A 22,060-nucleotide genomic window follows, 5' to 3' on the forward strand; every position below is an offset into this window, starting at 1 on the left:
ATGTTCAAGAACGCGCTCCTCTACCGCATCGACCAATGGACCCCACCCCCGCTGGATGAGGTCGAAGACCGGCTGGCCACCAGCCGCTTCACCGCCTGCGGCGCGACGCAGCCCGAATCCGCCGGCTGGCTGCAGCCGCGCGGTGACAAGGAGGGCGCACTGATCGAGAACGTCGGCGGCCAGCTGGTGCTGCGCCTCGGGGTCGAGCGCAAGGCGGTGCCGTCGTCGGTCGTGAAGGCCGAGCTCGAAGCCCGGCTCGACCGCATCGAGGCCGAGACCGGCCGTCGCCCGAAAGGCAAGCTCGCCAAGGAGCTGAAAGAGGAGATCGTGCAGGACCTGCTGCCGCGTGCCTTCCCGAAGCGCTCCGCGACGCTGGTCTGGATCGACGTGCGCGCCGGCTTCGTCGTGATCGACGCGGCCAGCATGGCCAAGGCCGATCGCGTCGTCACGATGCTGGTCGAGCTGCTCGGCGGCGGCATCCGGCTCAGCCTCGCGCAGAGCGCGATCTCGCCGGCCACCGCGATGGCCGAATGGCTGACCAGCAAGGAAGCGCCGGCCGGATTCACGATCGACCGCGAATGCGAGCTGAAGCAGCCCGACAGCGAGAAGGCCACCGTCAAGTACGCCCGCCACACGCTCGACATCGACGAGGTCGGCCAGCACATCGTGCAAGGCAAGCTGCCGACCCAGCTCGCGATGACCTGGTCGTCGCGGGTGTCGTTCGTGCTCAGCGATGCGATGACCATCAAGAAGCTGAAGCTGCTCGACGTGGTGCTCGAAGGCGCGTCGACCGCCACCAAGGATGAAGACCACTTCGACGCCGACGTCGCGCTGGTCACCGGCGAGCTGCAGCAGCTGATTCCCGCGCTGATCGAGGCGCTGGGCGGCGAGCTGAACCGCGACGCCGTCACCGGTGCCGCGGCACCGGCGCCCCAGCCGCTGGCGGCTTGAGGGGCACCGGCGCGGCCCGGCCGCGTCACTGCTTGCAGCGCTCCGCGTAACTCGCTTCCGAGCGCTGCAGGTCGGCACGCTCGCCGTCGCTCATCGTCGCGGTCTGCCGCCGCTTCGCGGCCAGGATGCGCAGCAGCTCGTTGCACTGGTCGCTCGCGATGCGCGCCTGCTGCTGCTGTTGCTGGCTGGCCGACTGCGCCGCCCGCTTGGTGTCGCGCTCGTTGCGCCGGTCTTCCGCGACCCGCTGGCGTGCCGCCGCGTCGTCCTCCGAGCACTTCTGCCGGTATTCCTCGTGCAGGCCGCCGATCACGTCGCCGCGCACGCCGCGCGACGGGCCGGTGCGGATCGCCTCGGCGATGTCAGCGCAGGCCGAGCTCAGGTAGCCGACGTGTTCGGCGGCCTTCGGTGCGCGCTGCACGTAGGTGCCCGACGGCTGGGGGTAGGTGGGGCTCGGTGCCGTGCCGATGGTGCCGAGCGTCGAGCCGGCACCGCTGGTGCACGGCCGGTCGGACAAGTAGGTCGAGTTGCCCGACTTGCATCGGTACATCGATTGCGCCGACGCGGCCGGCGCCGCCACCAGCGCTGCGGCTGCGATGCAGCTCATCGACGCCATGGCGCTCAACAGGCCCTGCGCGACACGGGCTGTGGTCGATCTCTTCACGTTCCGCCCCTCCGGTTGTTCTTGGGTGGGGAGGGATTCTGCTGCAGCCGTGCCGTCCGTCCATCCCTCAGGCGGGTGAACGGCGCAAGGTATTCACGATCTGGGCCTGCATCGCGTCCGCGGCCGCGTCGCCGTGGCTGGCCTTGCTGCGCAGCACCGCGACCTCCATGTCCGGCAGCGGCGGCAGCTGGTGCCGCGCGTCGAGGACCTGCAGGCCCGCCGGCACGCTGCAGCGCGTGAGTGCCGCGACCGCCAGCCCGCCCTCGACCGCGGCCAGCTGCCCGACCAGGCTCTGGCTGTGGGTCACGGTGCGGTGCCGGCGCCGCTGAGTCGCCAGCGCGGCGAGCACCGCCTGGCGCGCCAGGCTGCCGGCCTCGTACATCGCGAGCGGCAGCGGCTCGCGCCGCCACGCCTCGTGCTGCGCCGCGCCGACCCACACCATCGGCTCGCGGAACAGCAGCGTGCCTCGCTGCGGCCGGTCGCGCGTGACGATCGCGACGTCGATCTCGCCGCGCTGCACCTGCGGGATCAGCTGCGTCGACTGCGCGCACGACAGCGTGATCTCGACCAGGCCGTGGCGGCTCGCGAAGGTGCGCAGCACCGGTGCCAGGTAGGCCACCGCGTAGTCGTCGGGCACGCCCAGCCGGACATGGCCGCTGACGCGGGTGTCGCTCAGCGCGCCCAGCGCCTCGGCATGCAACTCCAGCAGCCGGCGCGCATAGCCGAGCAGTTCGTGGCCGGTGGGCGTCAGCGCCAGGTGGCGCGGGCCGCGGGTCAGCACCGGCCGGCCGACGGCGTCTTCGAGCTTGCGGATCTGCATGCTCAGCGCCGATTGCGAGCGGTGCACCTGCGGCGCGGCCGCCGTCAGCGAACCGGCATCGACCACGGCGACGAAGGCGCGCAGCCAGTCGAGCTGGAGATCGGGGGAGGTCATGCGCGGGTCCTTTCAGATCGTGCCGGAAATCGAATGGTAGCCAGCTGAACTATGCGCTTTACGGGATGGCCGGCCACGCCGACGATTCGCGCGATGAACTCCTCCACCGCCATGCGGGCCGCGTCCACCGCCTCGTCGACCGAGCGCGGCGTGCTGCTGATGACCGCCGGCGGCCTGCTGCTCGGCACGCTCGGCGTGTTCGTCGAAGAGGCCGGCCAGCATCCGCTGATGGCGGTGTGCTTCCGCTGCGCGTTCGGCGGCCTGGCGCTGCTCGCCTGGGGCGCGGCCACCGGTCGCCTGCACGAACTGCGGCTCGCGCCGCGTGCGCTGGCGGCGGCACTCGCCTGCGGTGTATTGATGGTGTCGAACTGGGCGCTGTTCTTCGCGGCCATCGAGCGCACGTCGATCGGCGTCGCGACGGTGGTGTTCCACGTGCAGCCGCTGTGGGTGATGGGCTTCGGCGCATGGTGGCTGCACGAGCGCATCGGCGCGCGGCGCTGGGTGGCCGTCGCGCTGGCCTTGCTGGGGTTGGCGCTGGCCAGCGGGCTGGCCGGGCCAGACGGCCATCGGCAAGGCGATGCCGGTTCGGCGCGCTACCTTGCCGGCCTGGCGATGTGCCTCGGCGGCTCGCTCAGCTACGCGGCGGTCACGCTGATCGCGAAGCTGGCGCGCGGGGCGTCGTCGTTCGCGCTGGCGACCTGGCAGTGCGCGGTCGGCGTCGTGCTGACGGCCTGGTGGCCGCTATCGCAGGGCTGGCCCGCGCAGCCCGCGGCCTGGGGCTGGCTGGCCGGGCTGGGCGTGATCCACACCGGCCTGGCGTATGTGCTGCTGTACGCCGGCATGGCGCGCCTGCCGACCGGTCGCATCGCGCTGCTGCAGTTCGTCTACCCGTTCGCCGCGGTCGGCGTCGACTGGCTGGTGTACGGCCGCAGCCTGACGGCCTGGCAGTCGGTGGGCATGCTGCTGATGGGCGCGGCGCTGTGGGGCGCGCGAAGACGGATGGAATAAATCGGGGCGGGCGGCGTCCACCCCATGACGGCACATGCCTTCATGCTCAGGACACCCGATGCCATTGACACTTCCGCAGGACCAGCGCCGACACGGCTGGTCGAGCCTGCCCGTCGCCGCGCTGGCGGGCGCCGCCGCCGCGTTCCTGGCGCTGGACTCTTCGACCGCTCCGCTGCGCACGGCGGCGGCCTCCGCCTTCATGACGATCTGCTCGACGGGCGGATCGACGCGGGCCGGCTTCGCGGCGGCCAACGATGCCGCGATGGCGAAGATGATGGCGGGGATGGCCGTCGCCCCGTCCGGCGACGTCGACCGCGATTTCGCCGCGATGATGATCCCGCACCACCAGGGTGCGATCGACATGGCGCAGGCCGAGTTGCGCTACGGCAGCAACGAGCAGCTGCGCCGCATCGCGCAGGGAATCGTCGTGGAACAGCAGCAGGAGATCGCCGCGATGCGCCTCGCGCTGGGCAAGGCGCTGCAACCATGACACCAGGCCATCTTCGCCGCTTCTTGTGGGGCAGCGCCCTTTGCGCCGCGGCTGCCGTCGCCTGCGCGGGCCAGGCACCGGGGGCGGCCTCCGACGCCGACATCGCGATCAGCCACCGCGACCGCGTCTACGCGGCCGAGCAGTTCTCCAACACCGTGTCCGTCACCGACCCGGTCGACAACAAGCTGCTCGGCGTCATTCGCCTGGGCGATCCGTCGCCGGGGAACTTCAGCCCGCTGTACCGCGGCCAGGTGCTGGTGCACGGCATGGGCTTCTCGCCCGACCACCGCACGCTCGCCGTCGTGTCGATCGGGTCGAACTCGGTGAGCTTCATCGACACCGCCAGCAACGCGGTCAGGCACACCACCTACCTGGGCCGCTCGCCGCACGAGGCCTTCTACACGCCCGACGGCAAGGAACTGTGGGTCACCGTTCGCGGCGAGAACTACGTGTCGGTGATCGATGCCGGCAGCTTCGAAGAGAAGACCCGCATCATCACGCCCGCCGGCCCGGGGATGCAGATCTTCTCGCCGGACGGCCGCTACGGCTACATCTGCTCGTCGTTCAATCCCGAGACCGTCGTCGTCGCGGTCGCGACGCACCAGATCGTCGGCCGCGTCAGGCAGGACAGCCCGTTCTGCCCCAACATCGCCGCGACACCGGATGGCCGGCAGGTGTGGCTCACGCTCAAGGACATCGGCCGCACGATGGTGTTCGACGCGAAGCCGCCGTTCGCGGTGCTGAAGTCGTTCGACACCGGGCCGCTGACCAACCATGTGAACTTCGCGCGCACCGCGAAGGGCACGTTCGCGTACCTGACGATCGGTGGGTTGAACGTCGTGAAGGTGTTCCGCACCGACGACTTCTCGCCGGTGGCGACGATCCCGGTGGGCGCGCTGCCGCACGGCCTCTGGCCGTCCGGCGACGGCAGGCGCCTCTATGTCGGGCTGGAGAATGCCGACGCGCTCGCGGCGATCGACACCGCGACGAACACGGTCGTCGCCCAGGTGCCGATCGGGCAGGCGCCGCAGGCGATCGCCTATGTGCCGAACGCGGTGCCGGCCGGATCGGGCGATGGGACCCAGGGCCTGCAGCCGATCGGCCTCGCCGGCCAGGTCGCGCACCTGTCGCTGGTCGCGCCGCAGGACGGCAAGGCGCTGGCCGGCCCGAGTGCGCCGACCAGCGTGGCGCTGTTCGACCAGGGCCTGCTGCAGGTGCTGCAGGCCTCGGCGAGCGGGCTCGAGCCGCGCCGTCCGTATGTGCTCGCGCTGGCCGACCGGCCCGACGGCAGCGGCACGCTGCAGCCGCTGGCGAACTTCATGACCAACCCGGCCGGTGCCGCCGTCGTCAATGCGATCGGGCCGATCCGCCAGCAGGTGCAAGGTGCCGGCAGTGCGAACGACCCGCGGCGCTACCTGGTGATCGCGCCGCAGGTGGCCGGCAAGCCGGGCGATCCGGTGCAGGTGCAGGCGCCGTAGCACGCACTGCCGGCTCCCCCCATGAACGACCTGCTCCTGCTCGTCGAGCCGATGATCCCCGCGCTGCGTCGCTACGCGCGGGCCTTGCTGCGCGATCGAGACCTGTCCGACGACCTCGTCCAGGACTGCCTCGAGCGGGTCATCAGCCACTGGAGCCAGCGGCAGGATGCGGGCAACACGCGCCAGTGGGTGTTCGCCATCCTTCACAACCTGGCCATGCAGCGGTTCCGGCAGCAGTCGCGGCGCGGCGTGCAGGTGGCGATCGAGGACGTGGCCGAAGTCGAGATGAGCACGCCCGCGCCCCAGGAGCACCGCATCCGGCATCACGAGCTGATGCGCGCACTGGGCCAGTTGCCGGAAGAACAACGCAGCGTGCTGCTGCTGGTGTCGGTGGAGGACCTGTCCTATGCCGAGGTCGCCAGCACGCTGTCGATCCCGGTCGGCACCGTGATGTCGCGCCTGGCACGCGCGCGCCAGAAGCTGCATCGCCTGCTCGACGGAGAGCCCGCGCCGGCACCCGCCTCGACCGGCAGTGCCCCGTCCGCCGCCCCCACCCTGCGGAGGCTCAAATGAGCAACGACCCCTCGGCCACCCGGCCGATCCTCGAAGAAGACCTGCACGCCTACGTGGACGATGCCCTCGATGCGTCCCGCCGTCGCGAGGTGCAGGCCTATCTCGACCTCCATCCCGACGCCGCGCGCGAGGTGGAAGCCCATGCCGCGCAGCGGCAGGAACTGCGCGCGCTGCTCGCGCCGATCTCGGACGAACCGGTTCCCCCCTCGTTGAACCTCGAACGGCTCGTCGACGAACGGCACGCACGAGCGCGCTGGCCGTGGGGCATGGCGGCTGCGGTGCTGCTCGCGCTGGGTGTCGGCGGCGGGGCCGGCTGGTCGCTGCGCGGCGGGAGGCCGTCAGCCGATGCGGGGATCGTCGCGGTGGCGCGGGAGGCGACCGCCAGCTACGAGGTGTATGCATCGGACCTGCAGCGCCCGGTCGAGATGGGGCCGAGCCAGCGGGCGGAACTGGTGAGCTGGGTCTCCGCACGGCTCGGCCGCCAGGTCGCGGTGCCGGACCTCGCGGCCTCGGGCTACCGCTTCATCGGCGGGCGCCTCGTCGCGACCGGGCATGGCCCGGCCGGGCTCTTCATGTACGACGACCCGCGCGGCACGCGTCTCGCGCTGCTCGTGCGGCCGATGGCGGTCGAGAAGGACACGCCGATGATGGAGCACATCGACGGGCGCTTCGCGGGCTATGCCTGGGCCGACCAGGGCTTGGGCTATGGCGTCGTCGGAACCCGGCACGCCGAGGCGCTCCATGGCCTGGCGGACGAGATGCGCCGACAGATCGGTGTCGATCTGAAAAGCTAGAGCCCCTGGGCCTCGAAGAAGCCGCGCACCGGCTGGTCCTCCGGCAGCACGTAGACCACGGCGCGCGCATGCCCGAGCATCGGGGCCACGACCTGCTCGTAGAAGGCCACCGGCACGACCACGCAACCGAGCGAGATCCGGTTGTCGGCCGGCGAGGCCGATGCGAGCCGTTGCGCACGGCGCTCGGCCGCCGGGGCGGGGCGCAGCCGGTGGATCGCGAGCGAGGCCGCGTAGTCGAGCCAGACGATGTCCTCGCCATGCAGGTTGCGGCCCGGTTGCGATTCGAAGCGGCCGGCCGGCGTCGTGCGCTCGAACGGGCGCAGGCTCGCGGGCGTGCGGTGCGCGATGTCGGCGATCGCGGTGTCGCCGGGCGCGAGGCCCAGCAGTGCCGGGCTGCTGCCGATCAAATGCCCGTCCGCCGCGTGGATGTGCACCTGGCCGCCCTTTTTGTCGACCACCGCGAACGGCTTGCCCTGGTTGTCGTGGCTGTCGAGGATCCAGTGCGTGACCAGCCGCGCTTCGGGCGATGCCGTGGCAGCGTCGGATGTCGAAGCTGCCGCACACGCGCCGATGCCCCAGATCGACAAACCGGCAAAGATTGCCGATCGCACTGCTTTACCTGCAAATCGCATGGCGGGTCTCGGTCGCGGGTCGTGGGGGTGCGCCATCGTAGGGAAGCCGTCGCCCGGCCGAGCGCCGAAAAGCGCGGCGGATTCAACGCAAATCGATGCGGCTTCAAGCCCGTCGCGCACCGGCGCGTGCTATCCCACAGCCGGTGACAGGCATGCCGATTGCCTTTTGAAGGGCATGAAGCCAACGCCGGTGCTGGAGTGGGTCAACGCGGGCCTGATGGGGGTCGCCACGATCGCGCTGAGCCTGATTGCGCAACCGCTGTCGCCGGGCCATCCGGAGCGGTTGGCGCACAACGCGCGGCACGCGGCGCCGGCGTACGTGGCGAGGTCGCTGGATTTCGGCAAGCTCGCGGCCTCGGCCGACGTGCGGCGCCTCGGCGACTGGGTCGTCAGCCGCGCCGACAACCGCGGGCTGCCGTTCGTGCTGATCGACAAGCCGCGCGCGCAGGTGTTCGCGTTCGATGCAGCCGGGCGCCTGCTCGGCTCGGCGCCCGCGCTGCTCGGCGCGGCACGCGGCGACGATTCGGTGCCCGGCATCGGCGAGCGCGCGATCGCCGACATCAGGCCATCCGAGCGCATCACGCCGGCCGGGCGTTTCGTCGGGCGGCCCGGCCGCAACGCCAACGGCGAGGACATCGTCTGGGTCGACTACGACGCCGCGGTGTCGATGCACCGCGTGCGCACCACCAACCCGCGCGAGCGGCGCGCGCAGCGCCTCGCGTCGCCGGGTGTCGACGACAACCGCATCAGCTACGGCTGCATCAACCTGCCGCCGGCGTTCTACGACGGCGTGATCAGCCCGCTGTTCAGCCGCGGCCGCGCGATGGTGTACCTCGTGCCCGACCGCCGCACGCTGGCCGACGTGTTCGGCATGCCCGACCTGCAGCCTTCCGCGACGCGCATCGCGCAGTCGTCGACCTTCAACTGACCGGCAACGAAAAGGGCCCGGCAGGCACTGACCTGCCGGGCCCTCAGGTCCCTTGTCGCGACGCTCAATTGCGGTCGGCGCGCGGTGCCAGCGGATCGCTGGAGATCGTGGTCGACGAATCGCTGTTGTCGAGTCGCGTCGTCGGGTTCGCGTTGTTCGAGTTGTTCGGGCTGACCTGGGTGTCCTGGTTGGTCGGCTGCGCGGTCATGTTCTGGTTCGTCGGCGTCGTGGTCTCGGTGGTCGAGGTGGCCGGGCCGTTCGGCTGGTTCTGATCGGCACTCGCCGAGCTCGGTGCCGAGGTGTTGCCGGACGACGTGCTCGACGACGAGGTCGATTGGGCCGACGACAGCGAAACCACGGCCGCCAGTGCGGCAGCGGACACGAGGGTCAGGGTGGTGGACAGCTTTGTCATGGTGTGACTCCTTTGCAGGTGTTGGAAGAGGTGACGCGCCGGCCCCGCCGGGCGCATCCCGCTCTTTGGCCCGAAGACCCAAAGGCGCGGTAACGGAAGGTGGCAATTGGTGTGCCTTGCAGAGGGGCGGCGCTGTCCGGCGACATGCTGGCGCGCCTGTCGGATCGGGCAGGCACGCCGCCTGCCTGAGGATGGCTACCATGCCTGCACGGTCGGGACGACGCGGGCGAGCAGTTCAACCGAAAGGAAATCGATGGGATGGCGTGTGAGCTCGTGCGCAGCAGGCTGGACTTTCGCGCTGGGGACGGCCCTCGTGCCGACCTGCGTTGCCGCACAGGACGCGACCCCGGGTGAGCCGCGTGCCGCCGATCCGCCGGCGGCAGCCGCCTCCGAGCCCGCGGCGGACGATGGCCCGCCGCGCCCGAAGGCGCCCGAACTCGAGAAGCCGCGTCCTGCCGAGGTGCCGGACGACGCGGCGCTGGTCGCGGCCGGTGCGCGCGTCGGCGAGGTCCGCTTCCAGCGGCTCAACCTGTTCGACACGCGCCTGCCGGAGGAAGACAGGCTGCTGTTCCGGTGGGCCAACAAGCTGCACCTGCTGACGCGCGAATCGGTGGTCGCCTCGCACCTGCTGTTCAGGCCGGGCGAGCCCTACGATCCGCGGCTGCTGCGCGAGTCGGAGCGCATCCTGCGCAGCGAGTCGTACTTCCGCGATGCGCACATCCGGCCGGTCGCGCTGCACGACGGCATCGTCGACCTCGAGGTGGTGACGCAGGACGTCTGGACGCTGAACCCCGGCGTGTCGCTCGGCCGCTCGGGCGGCAAGAACAGCAGCGGCTTCAGCCTCGAGGATGCCAACCTGCTCGGGCTCGGCAAGGAACTCGGCTTCTCGTTCAAGTCCGAGGTCGACCGCACCAGCAAGACGCTCAGCTACCACGACAACCACGTGCTCGACAGCTGGTGGGACCTGCAGGGGCAGTACTCCGACAACAGCGACGGCCACGTGCACGAGCTGATCGTCAAGCGGCCCTTCTATGCACTCGACACCCCGTGGACCGCCGGCGCGCAGGTGCGCGACGAGGAACGCGTCGACTCCGTCTACGACCGCGGCGACGTGATCCGGCAGCTGGACGTCCGCGACCGGGCGCTGTCGGCGTTCGGCGGCTGGTCGGCCGGGCTGCAGGACGGCTGGGTGACGCGCTGGACCGCCGGGCTGTCGCTCGAGGAACACCGCGCGACGCTCGCGGTGCCGCCGAACGATCCGGTGCCGCCCGGCACCGAACGCAAGCTGGTGTACCCGTGGATCGGCTTCGAGCTGGTCCAGGACGCCTTCAGCGAGGTGCGCAACCAGGACCAGATCGGCAAGACCGAGGACGTCTCGCTCGGCTGGCACATCAAGGGCAAGCTCGGCTATTCGCTGCCCGGCCTGGGCGCGGACCGCCGCGCGACGGTCTTCGCGGGCAACGCCAGCGTGGGGCATGCGCTGACGCCGCGGCAGACGCTGCTGCTCGCCGGCTCGGCGGTCGGCTACGTCGAGGACGGCGCATTGCAGAACACGCTGGTCAAGGCCGAGAGCCGCTACTACCTGAAGCAATCGGCCCGCCGCACCTTCTTCATGGGCCTGTCGGCGCAGCGCGGCGTGCGGCTCGACGACGGCCAGCAGGTGCTGCTGGGCGGCGACAACGGCCTGCGCGGCTACCCGCTGCGCTACCAGAGCGGCGACGGCCGCTGGCTGTTCACCACCGAGCAGCGCGTGTTCACGAACTGGTATCCGTTCCGGCTCTTCAACGTCGGCGGCGCGGTGTTCTACGACATGGGCCGCACCTGGGGGCAGGGCGCGGTGCCGGATTCGTCGCACAAGCTGCTGAAGGACGTCGGCTTCGGGCTGCGGCTGGGCAACAGCCGCACCTCGCTCGGCAACGTGATCCACATCGACGTCGCGTTCCCGCTGGACGGCGACAGCTCGATCAAGAAGGCGCAGTTCGTCGTCGAGGTCAAGGAAAGCTTCTGAGGCCGTGCGGAGGGTCGTCGACGATCCCCTTCATGTCGGCCAGGCGTGCTCCTCGGTGCGGGCGGGCTGGTGCAGCGGGATGCGGGCGACGACCTCGCAGCCGCCGTCCGGCCCCGGCCCGAACTCGAACGCACCGCCGACCATCGCCGCGCGTTCGCGCATGTTGCGCAGGCCGCTCGCCTCGGCACGCACCGGCTGCGGGCCGATGCCGTTGTCGGCGATGCGCAGCACATAGAGTCCGCGGAACTCGCAGCCGGTGATCGAGACGCGCGTGGCCTGCGCATGCCGCAGCGCATTGGTCGTCGCCTCCTGGACGATGCGGAACAGCTGGTTCGCGCGGTCGCTCTCCAGCTGCTCGTCGTCGTCGATCTCGGCGCTGATCTCCAGCTGCCCCGGCAGGCTCAGCCGTTCGGCGAAGTGCGACACGGCCGCGCCGAAGCCCAGGTCGTCGAGCAGCGGCGGCCGCAGCGCGCCCGCGATGCGCTGCGCGGTGCCGATCGATTCGTCGAGCAGGCCGGTCAGCCGGGCCAGCTGGTCCGGCGGCAGCCCGGGGTGGTCGCGCGCCATCTGCTGCACCACCTGCCGGGTGCCGGTGACGACCTGGCCGAACTGGTCGTGCACCTCGCGCGCCAGCCGCCGGCGCTCGGCCTCGATGCCGTCGTCCAGCTGCTTCGCGAACGACTGCAGCCGGTCACGCTCGGAGCGCACCTCTTCGGTGCGGTCGTCGACGATGCTCTCGAGCATCCGGCTGAAGCGCCGCAGCGAGTCCTCGGCGCAGTCGCGGCGGCGGCGCTCGCCGGCCAGCAGCCACACCGCGCCGACCATCATCACGCCGCCGCCGGCCGCCAGCGCGACGATCAGCGCCGCGCTGCGCGCCTGCAGCCGCGCGGCGTCGGCGTCGCGCGCGGCGACGCGTTCGCGCTGCGCGGCGCCCAGCGTGTCGAACTCGGCGCGGATCGCATCCATCGCGAGCTGGCCGTCGCGGTCGGTGTCGAGATCGGTGTCGCCGGCGGCTGCATCCGCGTCGCCGCTGCGGCGCCTCAGCACATGGGCGTCGGCGATCGCGATGCGGCGCCGCACCAGGTCGTCGATTCGTTGGCGGGCGGCACGGAAATCCCCGCTCGCGGCCGACGGCCCGGACAGGTGCTGCACCAGGTCGGCATAGGTGTCAGGGAACTTCGCCTTGCCGCGTTCGTAGGGCGCCAGGCTGTCGACATTGCCGCTCAGCAGGTAGCCGCGCTGGCCGCTCTCGATGTCCAGCAACAGCGTCATTGCCTTGTCGATCAGCGCGAGCGCCTGTTCGTCGGTCCGGCGTTCCTGGGCACGGGCCGCCAGTTGCTGCAGTCCGCGGCAACCGACGCCGGCGGCCAGGCCGAACGCGAGCGTGCCGGCCAGGATCAGCCCCAGCGCCGGGCGCGCGGTGCGCCACCACGGCGGGGCCGTGCGGGCGGATGATGCCAACTCAGGATTCAGCAAGTGCCAGACCTCCCCGGCAGGGCGTGTGGCGGCTCATGTTATGCGCCGCCGGCCGATTCCGGTACCGGTTCCAACCCATCCGACACCTTGAGGATGACAGCGCGGCGACAACTCCCCCACAGTCGCGCCCATGGCGTGTAGCAAAGTGTGTCAGACAGGCGCGTTTGCGGTTAGATTTCCCGCAGGGGGAAGTTTGAATGCGCAGTGCGCGAGCACAGGATCTGCCGCCGTTCCACGTGACGGCGCGCCTGGACGAATCCGGATCATGCGACGTCTTCGTGACCGATGGGCGGTCGGTGGGCCGCCATGCCCGATCGCGGCCGGAGCTGCCGGCCTTGCGCCGGCTGTCGCAAGCCGCCGCTGACGGCGACCTGCACGCGAGCCGCACGTTGTTCGCGCAGCTGTTCCCGGGCGTCGTCGGTGCCACGCTGCGCGGCAGCGAGCCGCGCCGCATCAACCTGCAGCTCGATGCCGCCCTGCACGGCCTGCACTGGGAGCTGGCCAGCGACGGCCACGGCCTGCTCGGCGAGCGCTGGCGCGTCGCGCGCCACCTGCTGGTCGACGACGATCGGCTCGCGGGCGCCGGGGTCGACATCGACCCCGACACCGACCTCGCCGCGACCGTGCGGCGCGTGCCGCGGCGCGGCCCGCTGCGGGTGCTGCGGCTGGGCGATGCGGCAGGGCCGGCCGGTGCGGCGTCCCCCGCGCTGCCGGCACTCGACAGCCCGACCGTCGTCTCGACCACGCTGGCGCGCGACGCCGTGGCCGCCGACGCGGTCCCCGGGCTGCTGGCCGAGCACGACGTGATCTGCCTGGCCGCCGGCGTGCCGCACGAGCTGCTGGCCGGCGTGAGCTGGCTGCGCCCACCGAAGCTGTTCGTGGTCGGCCCGGCGCCCGAGTCGCAGGTGGCGCGGCTCGCGCAGCGGCTGGCGGCGCTCGGGGCGAGCCTGCTGGTCGCGCCGTCGGTGGACGCGGAGCGCGGCGACGACGGGCCGGGCTGGTTCGCCACGCTGTGCGAACGGCTGGCGCAGGCCCAGCCGATCGCCGAGGCGGTGCGCGCGGCGCGCGGCTTGCATGACGAACGCGGCGCCGCATGGCTGCAGCTGTACGGCGATGGCGATGCGGTGCTGGTGCTGCCCGATGCGCGGGCGTCGGCCGGCAACGATGCGCGCCAGGTCACCTCGCTGTCGTTCGACTTCGTCGATTCCACCGGCTGGCTGCACCGCCTGGGCAGCGAGCGCTACGCCAGCCTGCTGGCCGAGTTCCACCAGCGTTCCATCGCGCAGATCGAGCGCCACGGCGGCGTCGCCGACGACCCGCAGGGCGACGACGGCGTGATGTCGTACTTCGGCTACCCGTCTGCCAGCGAGCGCAGCGCCGAGCAGGCGGTGGCGGCGGGCCTGGCGATCGTGCAGTCGGTGGCCGGCATGTCGACGCCGGTGCAGGTGCGTGTCGGCATCGCGACCGGGCGCGTCTCGGTGATGGCCGGCCAGCCGGTCGGCGTGTCGATCCACCTGGCCGCACGGCTGCAGAGCCGGGCGGCACCCGGCACGGTGATGGTGTCGGACATGACGCTCGCGCTGGTGCAGCACCGCTTCACGGTGCAGCCGCTCGAGAGCACGCTGGCGCTGAAGGGCATCGAGGGCGCGCAGCGTGCCGGCGTGGTGCTGCACGACCGCAAGGAGCACCGGCTTGACGCGCTGCCGCGGCTCACCCCCTTCGTCGGCCGCGACGCCGAGCTGGCGGCGCTGCTGCACCACTGGGGCGCGCTGCAGGCCGGCGCGCTGCGCGTGGTGCAGCTGCGCGGCGATGCCGGCATCGGCAAGTCGCGGCTGGTGCGCGAGTTCCGCCACGGGCTGAAGGCCCGCGGTGCGCTGTCGTTCGAATGCCGCTGCCTGCCCGACCATGCGAGCAGCGCCTTCCATGCGGTGATCGATGCGATGCACCACTGGATGGGCGTGCGCGACGACGACGACGAGGCCACGCGCCGGCGCAAGCTCGCCGACGCGATGCCGCCGGGCATGGACCCGGCGCAGGCGCTGCCGGTGGTGGCCGCGCTGCTGTCGCTGCCGGGCGAGCCGCTGGCCGGCACGCCGGAGCGGCTGCGCGAACGCACGCTGGCGACGCTGGTCGAGTGGTTCCAGCGCAGTGCGCAGGCGCGGCCGCTGTGCCTGGTGGTCGAAGACCTGCACTGGGTCGACCCGTCGACGCGCGAGTTCCTCGGCCGGCTGCTGGCCGGCAGCGGCGAGGTGCCGATGCTGGTGCTGCTGACCGAGCGCACCGGTCCCGACGAGACCGCCGCGCCGTGGCAGCCGCCGGTCGTGCACGAGACGCTCGAGCTGCACGGCCTGCGTCCCGACGAATCGCGCCGGCTGCTGAAGCAGGCCTGCGGCGAGTCGCTGCTGCCGGCGGGCGTGGTGCGGCTGCTCGCCGGCCGCTCCGACGGCGTGCCGCTGTTCCTCGAGGAATCGGCACGCATGATGGTCGAGCAGAGCGCGACGCTCGACGAGATGCTGCCGCAGTCGCTCGACGTGCCGGGCAGCCTGCAGGACCTGCTGATGGCGCGCCTCGACCGGCTCGGCCCGGCGCGTGCGATCGCGCAGTTCGGCGCGGTGCTCGGGCGCGAGTTCCCGGTCGCGCTGCTGCAGCAGGTGCTGGCGCACGGCGGGCGCCCGATGACGCCGCAGGAGCTGACGGCCCAGCTCGATGCGATCGAGCAGTCCGGCCTGCTGGCGAGTGTCGGGGGCACCGACGGCAGCGGCGAACGGCGCTGCGCCTTCAAGCACGCACTCGTGCGCGACATCGCCTACCAGTCGCTGTGGACGCGCGACCGCCAGCTGGTGCACCGTGCGGTCGCCGCGGTGCTGCGCGACTCGTGGCCCGAGCTGGCGCAGCGCCAGCCCGAGCTGCTGGCCCACCACCAGACCGAGGCCGGCCTCGCTGCCGAGGCGCTCGGGCAGTGGGAGGTCGCCGCGCGGCTGGCGGCTTCGCGTTCGGCGCACGACGAAGCGATCCAGCACCTGCAGCGCGCGCTCGCGCTGCTCGACAACCAGCCGCCGGCGCACGAGCGCCGCGCCATCGAGCTGCGCCTGCAGCTGCTGCTCGCGTCGCGCTACATCGCCACCGAAGGCTACGGCGCGCCGCCGGTCGAGCGCGCGTATGCGCGGGCCGAGCAGCTGGGCGACGAGCTCGGCGACGCAGGCGCCCGGCTGAAGGCGCAGCTCGGGCTCGAGGGCTACCACTTCATGCGCGCCGATTTCCCGCGGGCCCACGAGATCGCGCGGCGCGCCGAGGCGCTGGCCGAGCAGAGCGGCGACACGATGGCGCGGCTGCAGGTGCGCTGGGCGACCGCCAACATCCTGTTCCACGAGGGCCACGGGCTGGCCGCGGTGCAGCGCATGGACGAATGCCTGGCGGTGTACCGGCCCGAGCACCACCGCCGCGCCGCGGTGCAGGACCCGGGCGTGATGTGCCTGTGCTACTCGGCCTGGGGCCAGTGGGAGCTCGGCCATCCGGACGACGCACTGGCGCGCATCGAGCGCGTGCAGCAGCTCGCGCGCACGCTCGACCACAAGTTCAGCCTCGGCGAGGCCTTCGGCTTCGCGGCCAACGTGCACCGCTACCGCGGCGAGCAGGGGCAGGCGCTGGCCTGTGCCGAGCAGGCCATTGCGATCTGCGACGAAGGCGGCTTCGCGGTGTGGCTGGCGCATGCGCACGTGATGCGCGGCTGGCTGCAGTGCGAGCGCGGGCTGCACGACGAAGGCGTGGCCGAGATGCGCGAGGGCCTGGCGCTGTGGGCGCGCAGCGGCGCCGTCGTCACGCGGCCGCTGTACCTGACGCTGCTGGCCGAGGGCCTCGCGCGCGGCGGCGACCTGGCGCAGGCCCTGGCGCGGCTCGACGAGGCGATGGGCATCGTGCAGGCGCATGGCGAGCGCTACTACGAGGCCGAGGTGCGCCGGCTGATCGCCGAGCTGACGCTGCGGCGCGACGGCCTCTTGCTGCCGGCGGCGCGCCGCGCAGCCGAGCAGGGCCTGCAGGCGGCGCATGCGCTCGCGATGCAGCAGCACAAGCGCGGCTTCGCGCTGCGCAGCGCCACCAGCCTGGCGCGGCTGTGGCACGAAGACGGCCGCACGCGCGAGGCGCTGCAGCTGCTGAAGCCGGCCTTTGCGTCGTTCACCGAAGGGCTGGACACGCTCGACCTGCGGCAGGCGCGCGAGCTGCTGCGATCCATGAGTTGAGCTTTTGACGCGGCGACGCGGGGAGGCGGTATGACGACCGACAAGAAGTTCCGGCCTGGAGCGGTCGAGAAAGATCTGCCGACCTGGTTCGACGGCACGAAGACCGACTACGTGCGCAATCGCATGCTGTTCGACTGGCTGTGCGATTGGCGAGACCTGCGGCCGCACGATCCGCAGAGCCTGCCGGCGCAGCGCGATGCGCTGTTCGAGGCGCTGCGAAAGCGGCCAGGCTGGCGCGGCATGCTGACCTTCCCGAGCCGTGCCATCCGCCATGTGAACGAGTACGAGCCGGAGAACGGCCTGCCGCGCGACCCGACGTCCGGGCACAAGGATGTGCACCTGCTGATGGACGCGGAGGACATCCAGGCCGTGCTGCGCAACGAGGAAGAATGCTTTGGCAACGAGGCCTACAACAAGCTCGGCTCGGGCACTTTCCTGCTGGGGTTGGACGACGAGACGCTGCGCAAGCGACAGCGCACCGCCGCCGCGGAGGCGCTGCACTACACCGATCCGGACACGGTTCCAAAGCTGGCTGCGCTGGCGGTCATGGAGGCCGAGCCGATCTCGCTGCGCGCACCGTCCTTCGACCTCGCGGAATTCTCCGAGCAGGCGGCGCTGCGCTTCTGCAGCCGCCTGTTCGGCTTCGCGACCGGCGACTACCCGTTGCTGGAGAAGGCATTGCGAGGGGCGTACATGGCACTCACGCATCAGATCCTCGGTCGGCATTTCGTCAGCGATCCCGCGGTGGTGGCTGCTGCGCGCGATCCGATGGCCGGACTGTTCATGCGTGCCTGCGAGCTGATCGACGAATACCAGCGTGACCCGGATGACGATCCGGAAAAGTTGCCGACCGGCGTGGACCTGCGCAACGACCTGGTGCCCGGGTTCAAACCGGCGATGCGGCGCCTGGCCCGCGATGCGGGCGACCTGAGCGGCGAAGAACTCGGCGTCATCGTCGTCGGCGTGATGGCGGGCGTGGTGGGCAACGTGCAGGCAGCGGTGTGCTCGGCGTTGCATGAGTTCTTTCGCAACGGGCTGGTCGAGCCGCTGAGCAACAAGCTGCGCGACAAGAAGGATCCGCTGGACCTGTGGCCGTGGATCGCAGAGGCGTTGCGCCTGAACCCGCCGGCTGCCTACCTGCCCAGGCGGGTGAAGCGGGACATCAAGCTGCGCGGCAACCTGGAACTCAAGGCGGGCGACGAATGCGTGCTCGCGATCGTCGCGGCGCTGCGTGCAGCCCCCGGGGGCTTCGTGGGTGCTTTCGACAAGCACGACAAGAGCAAGATCCTGACGCCGCCGCCGAAGCATGCCCATCCGCTTGTCTTCGGCCTGGACAGCGGTCCGTCGCGGCACGGCATGCATTCGTGCATCGGCAACCTGCTTGCGCGGCCGCTGATCAGCGCGATCGTGCGCCGCGTGCTGTTGCTGCGCGGATTGGCCGAGACGCTCGACCCCGAAAACGGCACGGTGGCGGGGCTGGAGCGGCGCTGGGGCTTCACCTGCAAGCGCTATCCGCTGAGCTGCCGCCTCGACCGCCAACATGCGCTGAACGTGTCGATGCGCGTGAAGACGCCGATCGCCGTGCACGCCGAGGCGTTGAAGGCCGTGATCCGCGCCGGCGCGCCGCGCATCGAGTGGGCGCTGCGCGAATCGCGGCACATCCATTTCGCGTGGTTCGAGTTCATCGAGAACGACAACCGGCTGGTGCTGCACACGGTGTACGACGGGCTGTTCGAGTCGTACATCGAGCACTTCGCGCTGGCGGTGGGCGAGTTGTTCGACAAGATCTTCGAACACATCGAGGACGCACCGCCGATGCCGGTGAGCAAGTACCCCGGCGCCTTCATCGACCTGATCCGGCGCAACGACCGGCCGGTGGCGGCGGGCTACTTCTTCAGCGCTTACCCGTCGGCCGAGACGGCGCAGATCCGGCGAGCAATGGAGATCGAGCCATGAAAAGCCCTTCGCGCAAGCCCGCCACGTCGAGCACGCCGTGGGGCGATCACTTCGACCATGTGCAGCGCATCGTGCTGTGCGCGCCGAAACAACTGGGAGTGCAGCACTTGCTGCTCAAGTTCAACGGCAAGGGCTCGCTGGCGCGCAAGTTCCTCGGCGCGCTGAGCAAGGACGTGACTTACACGTCGCGTGCGCGCGATCCCGAGTCGGATCCCCAACTCAGCGTCGGCTTCACCTACCGCGGGTTGGAAGCGCTGGGCCTGCCTTGCCATGTGCAACTGGTGCTGCAGAAGCTCGCACCGTCGTTCCACCTCGGCGCACCGGTGCAGGCTGCCACGCGGTTGGGCGACACGGGATCGAGTGCACCGGATCGCTGGGACGGCGACTTTCAGCTTGAAGCGCTGCACGCCGTGGTCAGCCTTCACTACACGGACGATGCGGCGGCTGCCAAGCTGGTGGAGCGCGTGCGCAGACTGGCCGGCGAGTTACAAGTGCGAGTGGCCGAGAAGCCTTTGCGGGGTGAGAACTTCACGCATGGCAAGACGGACGAGCGCTGGGTGCACTTCGGCTATCGCGACGGCCTGTCGAAGGTCGGTATCCGTGGCTGGTCGGATGATCCGAACCGGACGAGGAAGCTGTTGCCGGTCTCGATGCACAACCCCGGCGAGTTCCTGCTCGGCCACCCGGACGACGGCGGTGCGAACCCCTGGGCATTGGCCGCGCAGCCGCAGGCGGTCAGGTCGTTCTTCTGCGAGGCGAGCTTTGGCGTACTGCGGCAGATGGAGCAGGACGAGCCGGCGTTCCGCGGCTACCTGGAGGAGCAAGCCAGGCAGATCGTCAAAGGCAGCGGCGGTGCGATCAAGGAAACCTCGGCGATCGAACTCGTGCGGGCCAAGCTGTGTGGCCGCTTTCGGGACGGTCGGCGCATCCATCCGGAGACGCAGGAACCTGTCGGCGAGCCCGAAGATGATTTCGGCTACGCGAGCGATCTGGAAGGCAAGGGCTGCCCGTTCGGCTCGCACATCCGGCGGATGAATCCCCGCGGCGGGGAGATTGCGCACCAGCTGCGGCATCGCCCGTTGATGCGTCGTGGCGCGCCGTACGGGAGAACCTGGGAGGAAGACAAGTCGGCCGATGCCGAGCGCGGCCTGCTCGGCCTGTTCTTCTGCAGCAGCATCGAGAACCAGTTCGAGCACCTGCTGGGCGAATGGGCCGACCGGGTGCCGATGGGCAACCTCGACGAGGGCAACGCGAAGGATCCACTGGCTTCGCACCATGAGGATCCCGATGCGCGCTTCGTGCTGCCCGGTGACGCGGCGCAGCGCGGCGGCGTGACGGAGTTCAAGGGCCTGAAGCCGTTCGTGCGCACGCGCGGCACGGCCTACCTGCTGTACCCGACGAGCGACGGCCTGGAGCAGCTCGCGACCGAGGACGACGGCCACCTGTGGATCGACGAGGTGGACCGGGAAGCCTTTCGATGACGGCGCCGCTGGACACCGGCGAGGATGTCGTCGAGCTGCCCGAGCCGCTGACCGAGCGCCCGCCCGACGACCGCTTCTGCGACCTGGTGCTGACCGGCGGCGTTGCGAGCGGTGTCGTCTACCCCTGGGCGATCCTCGAGATCGCGCGGGCGTTCCGGTTCAAGAGCATCGGCGGGACGTCGGTGGGCGCGATGGCGGCGGCGCTCGCGGCGGCCGCGGAGTACGGGCGGCGCAACGGCCACGACGACGGCTTCGAGGTGCTGCGGCGAGCGCCGGGCGATCTGGCGAAGCCGGGGCCGCGCGGGCTGCGCACGACGATGCTGTCGCTGTTCCAGCCGGCACCGCGGGGGCAGCGCTTGTTCGACCTGTTCGTCGGGGCGGTGGACATCTATGGCGAGGCGCGCCGCAGCCGCGTGCCACGCTGGCTGCGGCTGGGGTGGCCGGTCTTGCGCAGCTACCGCAAGCCGGCGCTGTGGGGCGGCGCGTTGGGGTTGCTGATCGCGGCCGATTGCGCGCTGATCCCGCCTTTCAGCTGGGGCAGCCTGCTCGGCTTCGCGCTGGCGATCCCGATCTGCGTCGTCGGTGCGGTGATCTGGTTCGGCCTCAAGCCCGACCTGATCGACGGCCTGGTGAAGAACGACCTCGGCCTGTGCCGCGGCAAGATGCAAGCGGGCCGCGACCCGAAGACCGACCCCGGTCTCGTCGAATGGCTGGACAAGGGCATCCAGCTCGCCGCCGGCCTCGGCCGCGAGGATGCGCCGCTGACCTTCCGCGACCTGTGGTCGGCCCCGCTTTCGCCGGGCGCGCCGCGCGTGGCGGTGCGCGATGGCGACGACCGCCGGCTGCGCTCGATCAACCTGGAACTGATCACGACCAACGTGACGCACGGCCGGCCCTACCGCTTGCCGCTGCAGGACGAGACCGACCGCGTGTACTTCGAGCCCCGGGCGCTCAGGCTGTTCTTCCCCGACCGCGTGGTCGACGCGATGGTGAAGGTGGCGCGGCCCTATGCGCCGTCGAGCGCCTTCGACCCACCGGCTGGTGAGGCAGCGCAGAGCGTGGGCCTGCTGGAGTTGCCGCGCGGCGACCTGCCGATCGTCGTCGCGGCGCGCCTGAGCCTGAGCTTTCCGCTGCTGTTCTCGGCGGTGCCGCTGTGGGCGGTCGACCACGAGATGCCGCGCAAGGATCGGGTGCTGAAGCGCTGCTGGTTCTCCGACGGCGGGCTGTGCTCGAACTTCCCGATCCACCTGTTCGATGCGGCCGTGCCGCGCTGGCCGACCTTCGGGCTGTGGCTGGGCCAGCGCAATCCGTTCCGGCGCAACGTGTTCGTGTGGCTGCCCGAGACGCACCTGCAAGGCAGCCGCGACAGCTGGCAGCGCTTCGACCCGACCGACCCCGGCACGCCGGTGCAGGCGCGCGAGCGGGCCGACAAGCCGCTGGGTTTCCTGGCGGGCTTCCTGCTGGCCGCCGGCCTGACCGCGAAGGACTGGCAGGACCGCAGCGCGATGCGCCTGGCGACCGCGCGCAACCGGGTTGCGCGGCTTGCGCTGCGGCCGGGCGAGGGCGAGCTGCACATCGGCATGCCGCGCAAGCGCATCCTGCGGATGGCGCGCCGCTATGGCACCGCCAGCGGTCGCTTGTTCGTCGAGCGCTATGCCGATGCCCCCGGCCAGCGCGCGACGCGGGCCTGGCGCGAGCAGCGCTGGGTGCGGCTGCAGGCGTTGCTGGTGGGGCTGCGCGGGTGGCTGGCGGGTGCGACGTCGGCGGCGGCGAGCCAGGCGCACACGCTGCCGATGCGGCAGGCGATCGATGCGGCCGTGGACGTGCAGCCGCTGCGCGGCCAGGACGACGGTGCGCGCACCTTGGACGACGGCGAGGCCGAGCAGCTGCAGGCCCTGTTGGCCGGCATCGAGCAGCTGGAGGAACGGTTCCGCATCAACGATGCGAGGCAGCCGTACCAGCCGGTGCCGGCACCGGAGTTGCGGCTGCGCACGCCGGTGTGATCGCTCGTGTGGCCAGGTACCGGCTCAGGCCGCAGCC

Annotated in this window: 16 protein-coding genes and 1 pseudogene; 12 read left to right on the top strand and 5 right to left on the bottom strand. The window is 71.2% G+C overall.

Annotation, left to right across the window (positions count from 1 at the left end):
* Nucleotides 1–951: a recombination-associated protein RdgC gene (locus ASC98_RS17360; protein WP_056811263.1), complete on the top strand. Its 951-nt coding sequence runs from the start codon at nucleotides 1–3 to the stop codon at nucleotides 949–951.
* A 25-nt stretch (nucleotides 952–976) separates the two neighbouring features.
* Here the strand turns inward: ASC98_RS17360 and ASC98_RS17365 are convergent, their stop codons facing one another.
* Both ASC98_RS17365 and ASC98_RS17370 read right to left on the bottom strand, forming a co-directional pair.
* Nucleotides 977–1,612, bottom strand: coding sequence for a hypothetical protein (locus ASC98_RS17365; protein ID WP_157597714.1), 636 nt, complete (start codon nucleotides 1,610–1,612; stop codon nucleotides 977–979).
* Nucleotides 1,613–1,679: 67 nt separating this feature from the next.
* Nucleotides 1,680–2,546, bottom strand: a complete 867-nt coding sequence (locus tag ASC98_RS17370) for a LysR family transcriptional regulator (protein WP_056811259.1) — start codon at nucleotides 2,544–2,546, stop codon at nucleotides 1,680–1,682.
* 93 nt (nucleotides 2,547–2,639) lie between these two features.
* Here ASC98_RS17370 and ASC98_RS17375 point away from each other — a divergent pair, with 93 nt between their 5' ends.
* The 5 genes and pseudogenes from ASC98_RS17375 to ASC98_RS17395 all read left to right on the top strand — a co-directional run bounded on the left by ASC98_RS17375 (nucleotide 2,640) and on the right by ASC98_RS17395 (nucleotide 6,889).
* On the top strand, nucleotides 2,640–3,554 hold the full coding sequence (locus tag ASC98_RS17375) for a DMT family transporter (RefSeq protein WP_056811257.1): 915 nt from the start codon (nucleotides 2,640–2,642) through the stop codon (nucleotides 3,552–3,554).
* Between the two features lie 58 nt (nucleotides 3,555–3,612).
* A pseudogene (locus ASC98_RS32370) lies at nucleotides 3,613–4,041 on the top strand (DUF305 domain-containing protein); the annotation flags it as partial.
* On the top strand, nucleotides 4,041–5,522 hold the full coding sequence (locus ASC98_RS17385) for a YncE family protein (protein ID WP_056811254.1): 1,482 nt from the start codon (nucleotides 4,041–4,043) through the stop codon (nucleotides 5,520–5,522). The pseudogene ASC98_RS32370 and the gene ASC98_RS17385, both read left to right, overlap by 1 nt.
* Nucleotides 5,523–5,543: 21 nt before the next feature.
* A complete protein-coding gene (locus ASC98_RS17390) occupies nucleotides 5,544–6,095 on the top strand; it encodes an RNA polymerase sigma factor (RefSeq protein ID WP_056811252.1) in 552 nt (183 codons plus the stop codon).
* Nucleotides 6,092–6,889, top strand: coding sequence for an anti-sigma factor (locus ASC98_RS17395; protein WP_056811249.1), 798 nt, complete (start codon nucleotides 6,092–6,094; stop codon nucleotides 6,887–6,889). Before ASC98_RS17390 ends, ASC98_RS17395 begins: the two co-directional genes overlap by 4 nt.
* Here ASC98_RS17395 and ASC98_RS17400 read toward each other — a convergent pair.
* Complete coding sequence (locus tag ASC98_RS17400; protein ID WP_082541644.1) at nucleotides 6,886–7,521, bottom strand: hypothetical protein; 636 nt, start codon at nucleotides 7,519–7,521, stop codon at nucleotides 6,886–6,888. The genes ASC98_RS17395 and ASC98_RS17400 overlap by 4 nt on opposite strands.
* Before the next feature lie 175 nt (nucleotides 7,522–7,696).
* Between ASC98_RS17400 and ASC98_RS17405 the strand changes: the two genes are divergently transcribed.
* Entirely contained in the window at nucleotides 7,697–8,449 is a 753-nt protein-coding gene (locus ASC98_RS17405; protein ID WP_235581304.1) for a hypothetical protein, read from the top strand.
* A gap of 64 nt (nucleotides 8,450–8,513) precedes the next feature.
* On the opposite strand, the gene ASC98_RS17410 is transcribed toward ASC98_RS17405, so the two are convergent.
* On the bottom strand, nucleotides 8,514–8,861 hold the full coding sequence (locus ASC98_RS17410; protein WP_056811246.1) for a hypothetical protein: 348 nt from the start codon (nucleotides 8,859–8,861) through the stop codon (nucleotides 8,514–8,516).
* 313 nt (nucleotides 8,862–9,174) lie between these two features.
* On the opposite strand from ASC98_RS17410, the gene ASC98_RS17415 reads away from it, so the two are divergent.
* Nucleotides 9,175–10,869, top strand: a complete 1,695-nt coding sequence (locus ASC98_RS17415; protein WP_056811242.1) for a hypothetical protein — start codon at nucleotides 9,175–9,177, stop codon at nucleotides 10,867–10,869.
* Nucleotides 10,870–10,899: 30 nt separating this feature from the next.
* Here ASC98_RS17415 and ASC98_RS17420 read toward each other — a convergent pair whose 3' ends face one another.
* The gene (locus tag ASC98_RS17420) at nucleotides 10,900–12,330 is read right to left on the bottom strand and encodes a CHASE3 domain-containing protein (protein ID WP_056811239.1); all 1,431 of its coding nucleotides are present in this window, start codon (nucleotides 12,328–12,330) and stop codon (nucleotides 10,900–10,902) included.
* Nucleotides 12,331–12,542: 212 nt separating this feature from the next.
* Here ASC98_RS17420 and ASC98_RS17425 point away from each other — a divergent pair, with 212 nt between their 5' ends.
* The 4 genes from ASC98_RS17425 (at nucleotide 12,543) to ASC98_RS17440 (ending at nucleotide 22,023) form a co-directional block, all read left to right on the top strand.
* Entirely contained in the window at nucleotides 12,543–16,583 is a 4,041-nt protein-coding gene (locus tag ASC98_RS17425; protein WP_056811236.1) for an AAA family ATPase, read from the top strand.
* A 30-nt stretch (nucleotides 16,584–16,613) separates the two neighbouring features.
* Nucleotides 16,614–18,539 (top strand): hypothetical protein, encoded by a 1,926-nt coding sequence (locus ASC98_RS17430; RefSeq protein WP_056811232.1) that lies wholly within the window; start codon nucleotides 16,614–16,616, stop codon nucleotides 18,537–18,539.
* A gap of 107 nt (nucleotides 18,540–18,646) precedes the next feature.
* The gene (locus ASC98_RS17435; protein WP_162249232.1) at nucleotides 18,647–20,020 is read left to right on the top strand and encodes a hypothetical protein; all 1,374 of its coding nucleotides are present in this window, start codon (nucleotides 18,647–18,649) and stop codon (nucleotides 20,018–20,020) included.
* Nucleotides 20,017–22,023 (top strand): patatin-like phospholipase family protein, encoded by a 2,007-nt coding sequence (locus ASC98_RS17440; RefSeq protein ID WP_056811226.1) that lies wholly within the window; start codon nucleotides 20,017–20,019, stop codon nucleotides 22,021–22,023. The genes ASC98_RS17435 and ASC98_RS17440 overlap by 4 nt, the downstream gene beginning before the upstream one ends.
* Nucleotides 22,024–22,060 lie beyond the last annotated feature (37 nt).

The organism is Rhizobacter sp. Root1238 (genome assembly GCF_001425825.1).
Taxonomy (GTDB): domain Bacteria; phylum Pseudomonadota; class Gammaproteobacteria; order Burkholderiales; family Burkholderiaceae_C; genus Rhizobacter.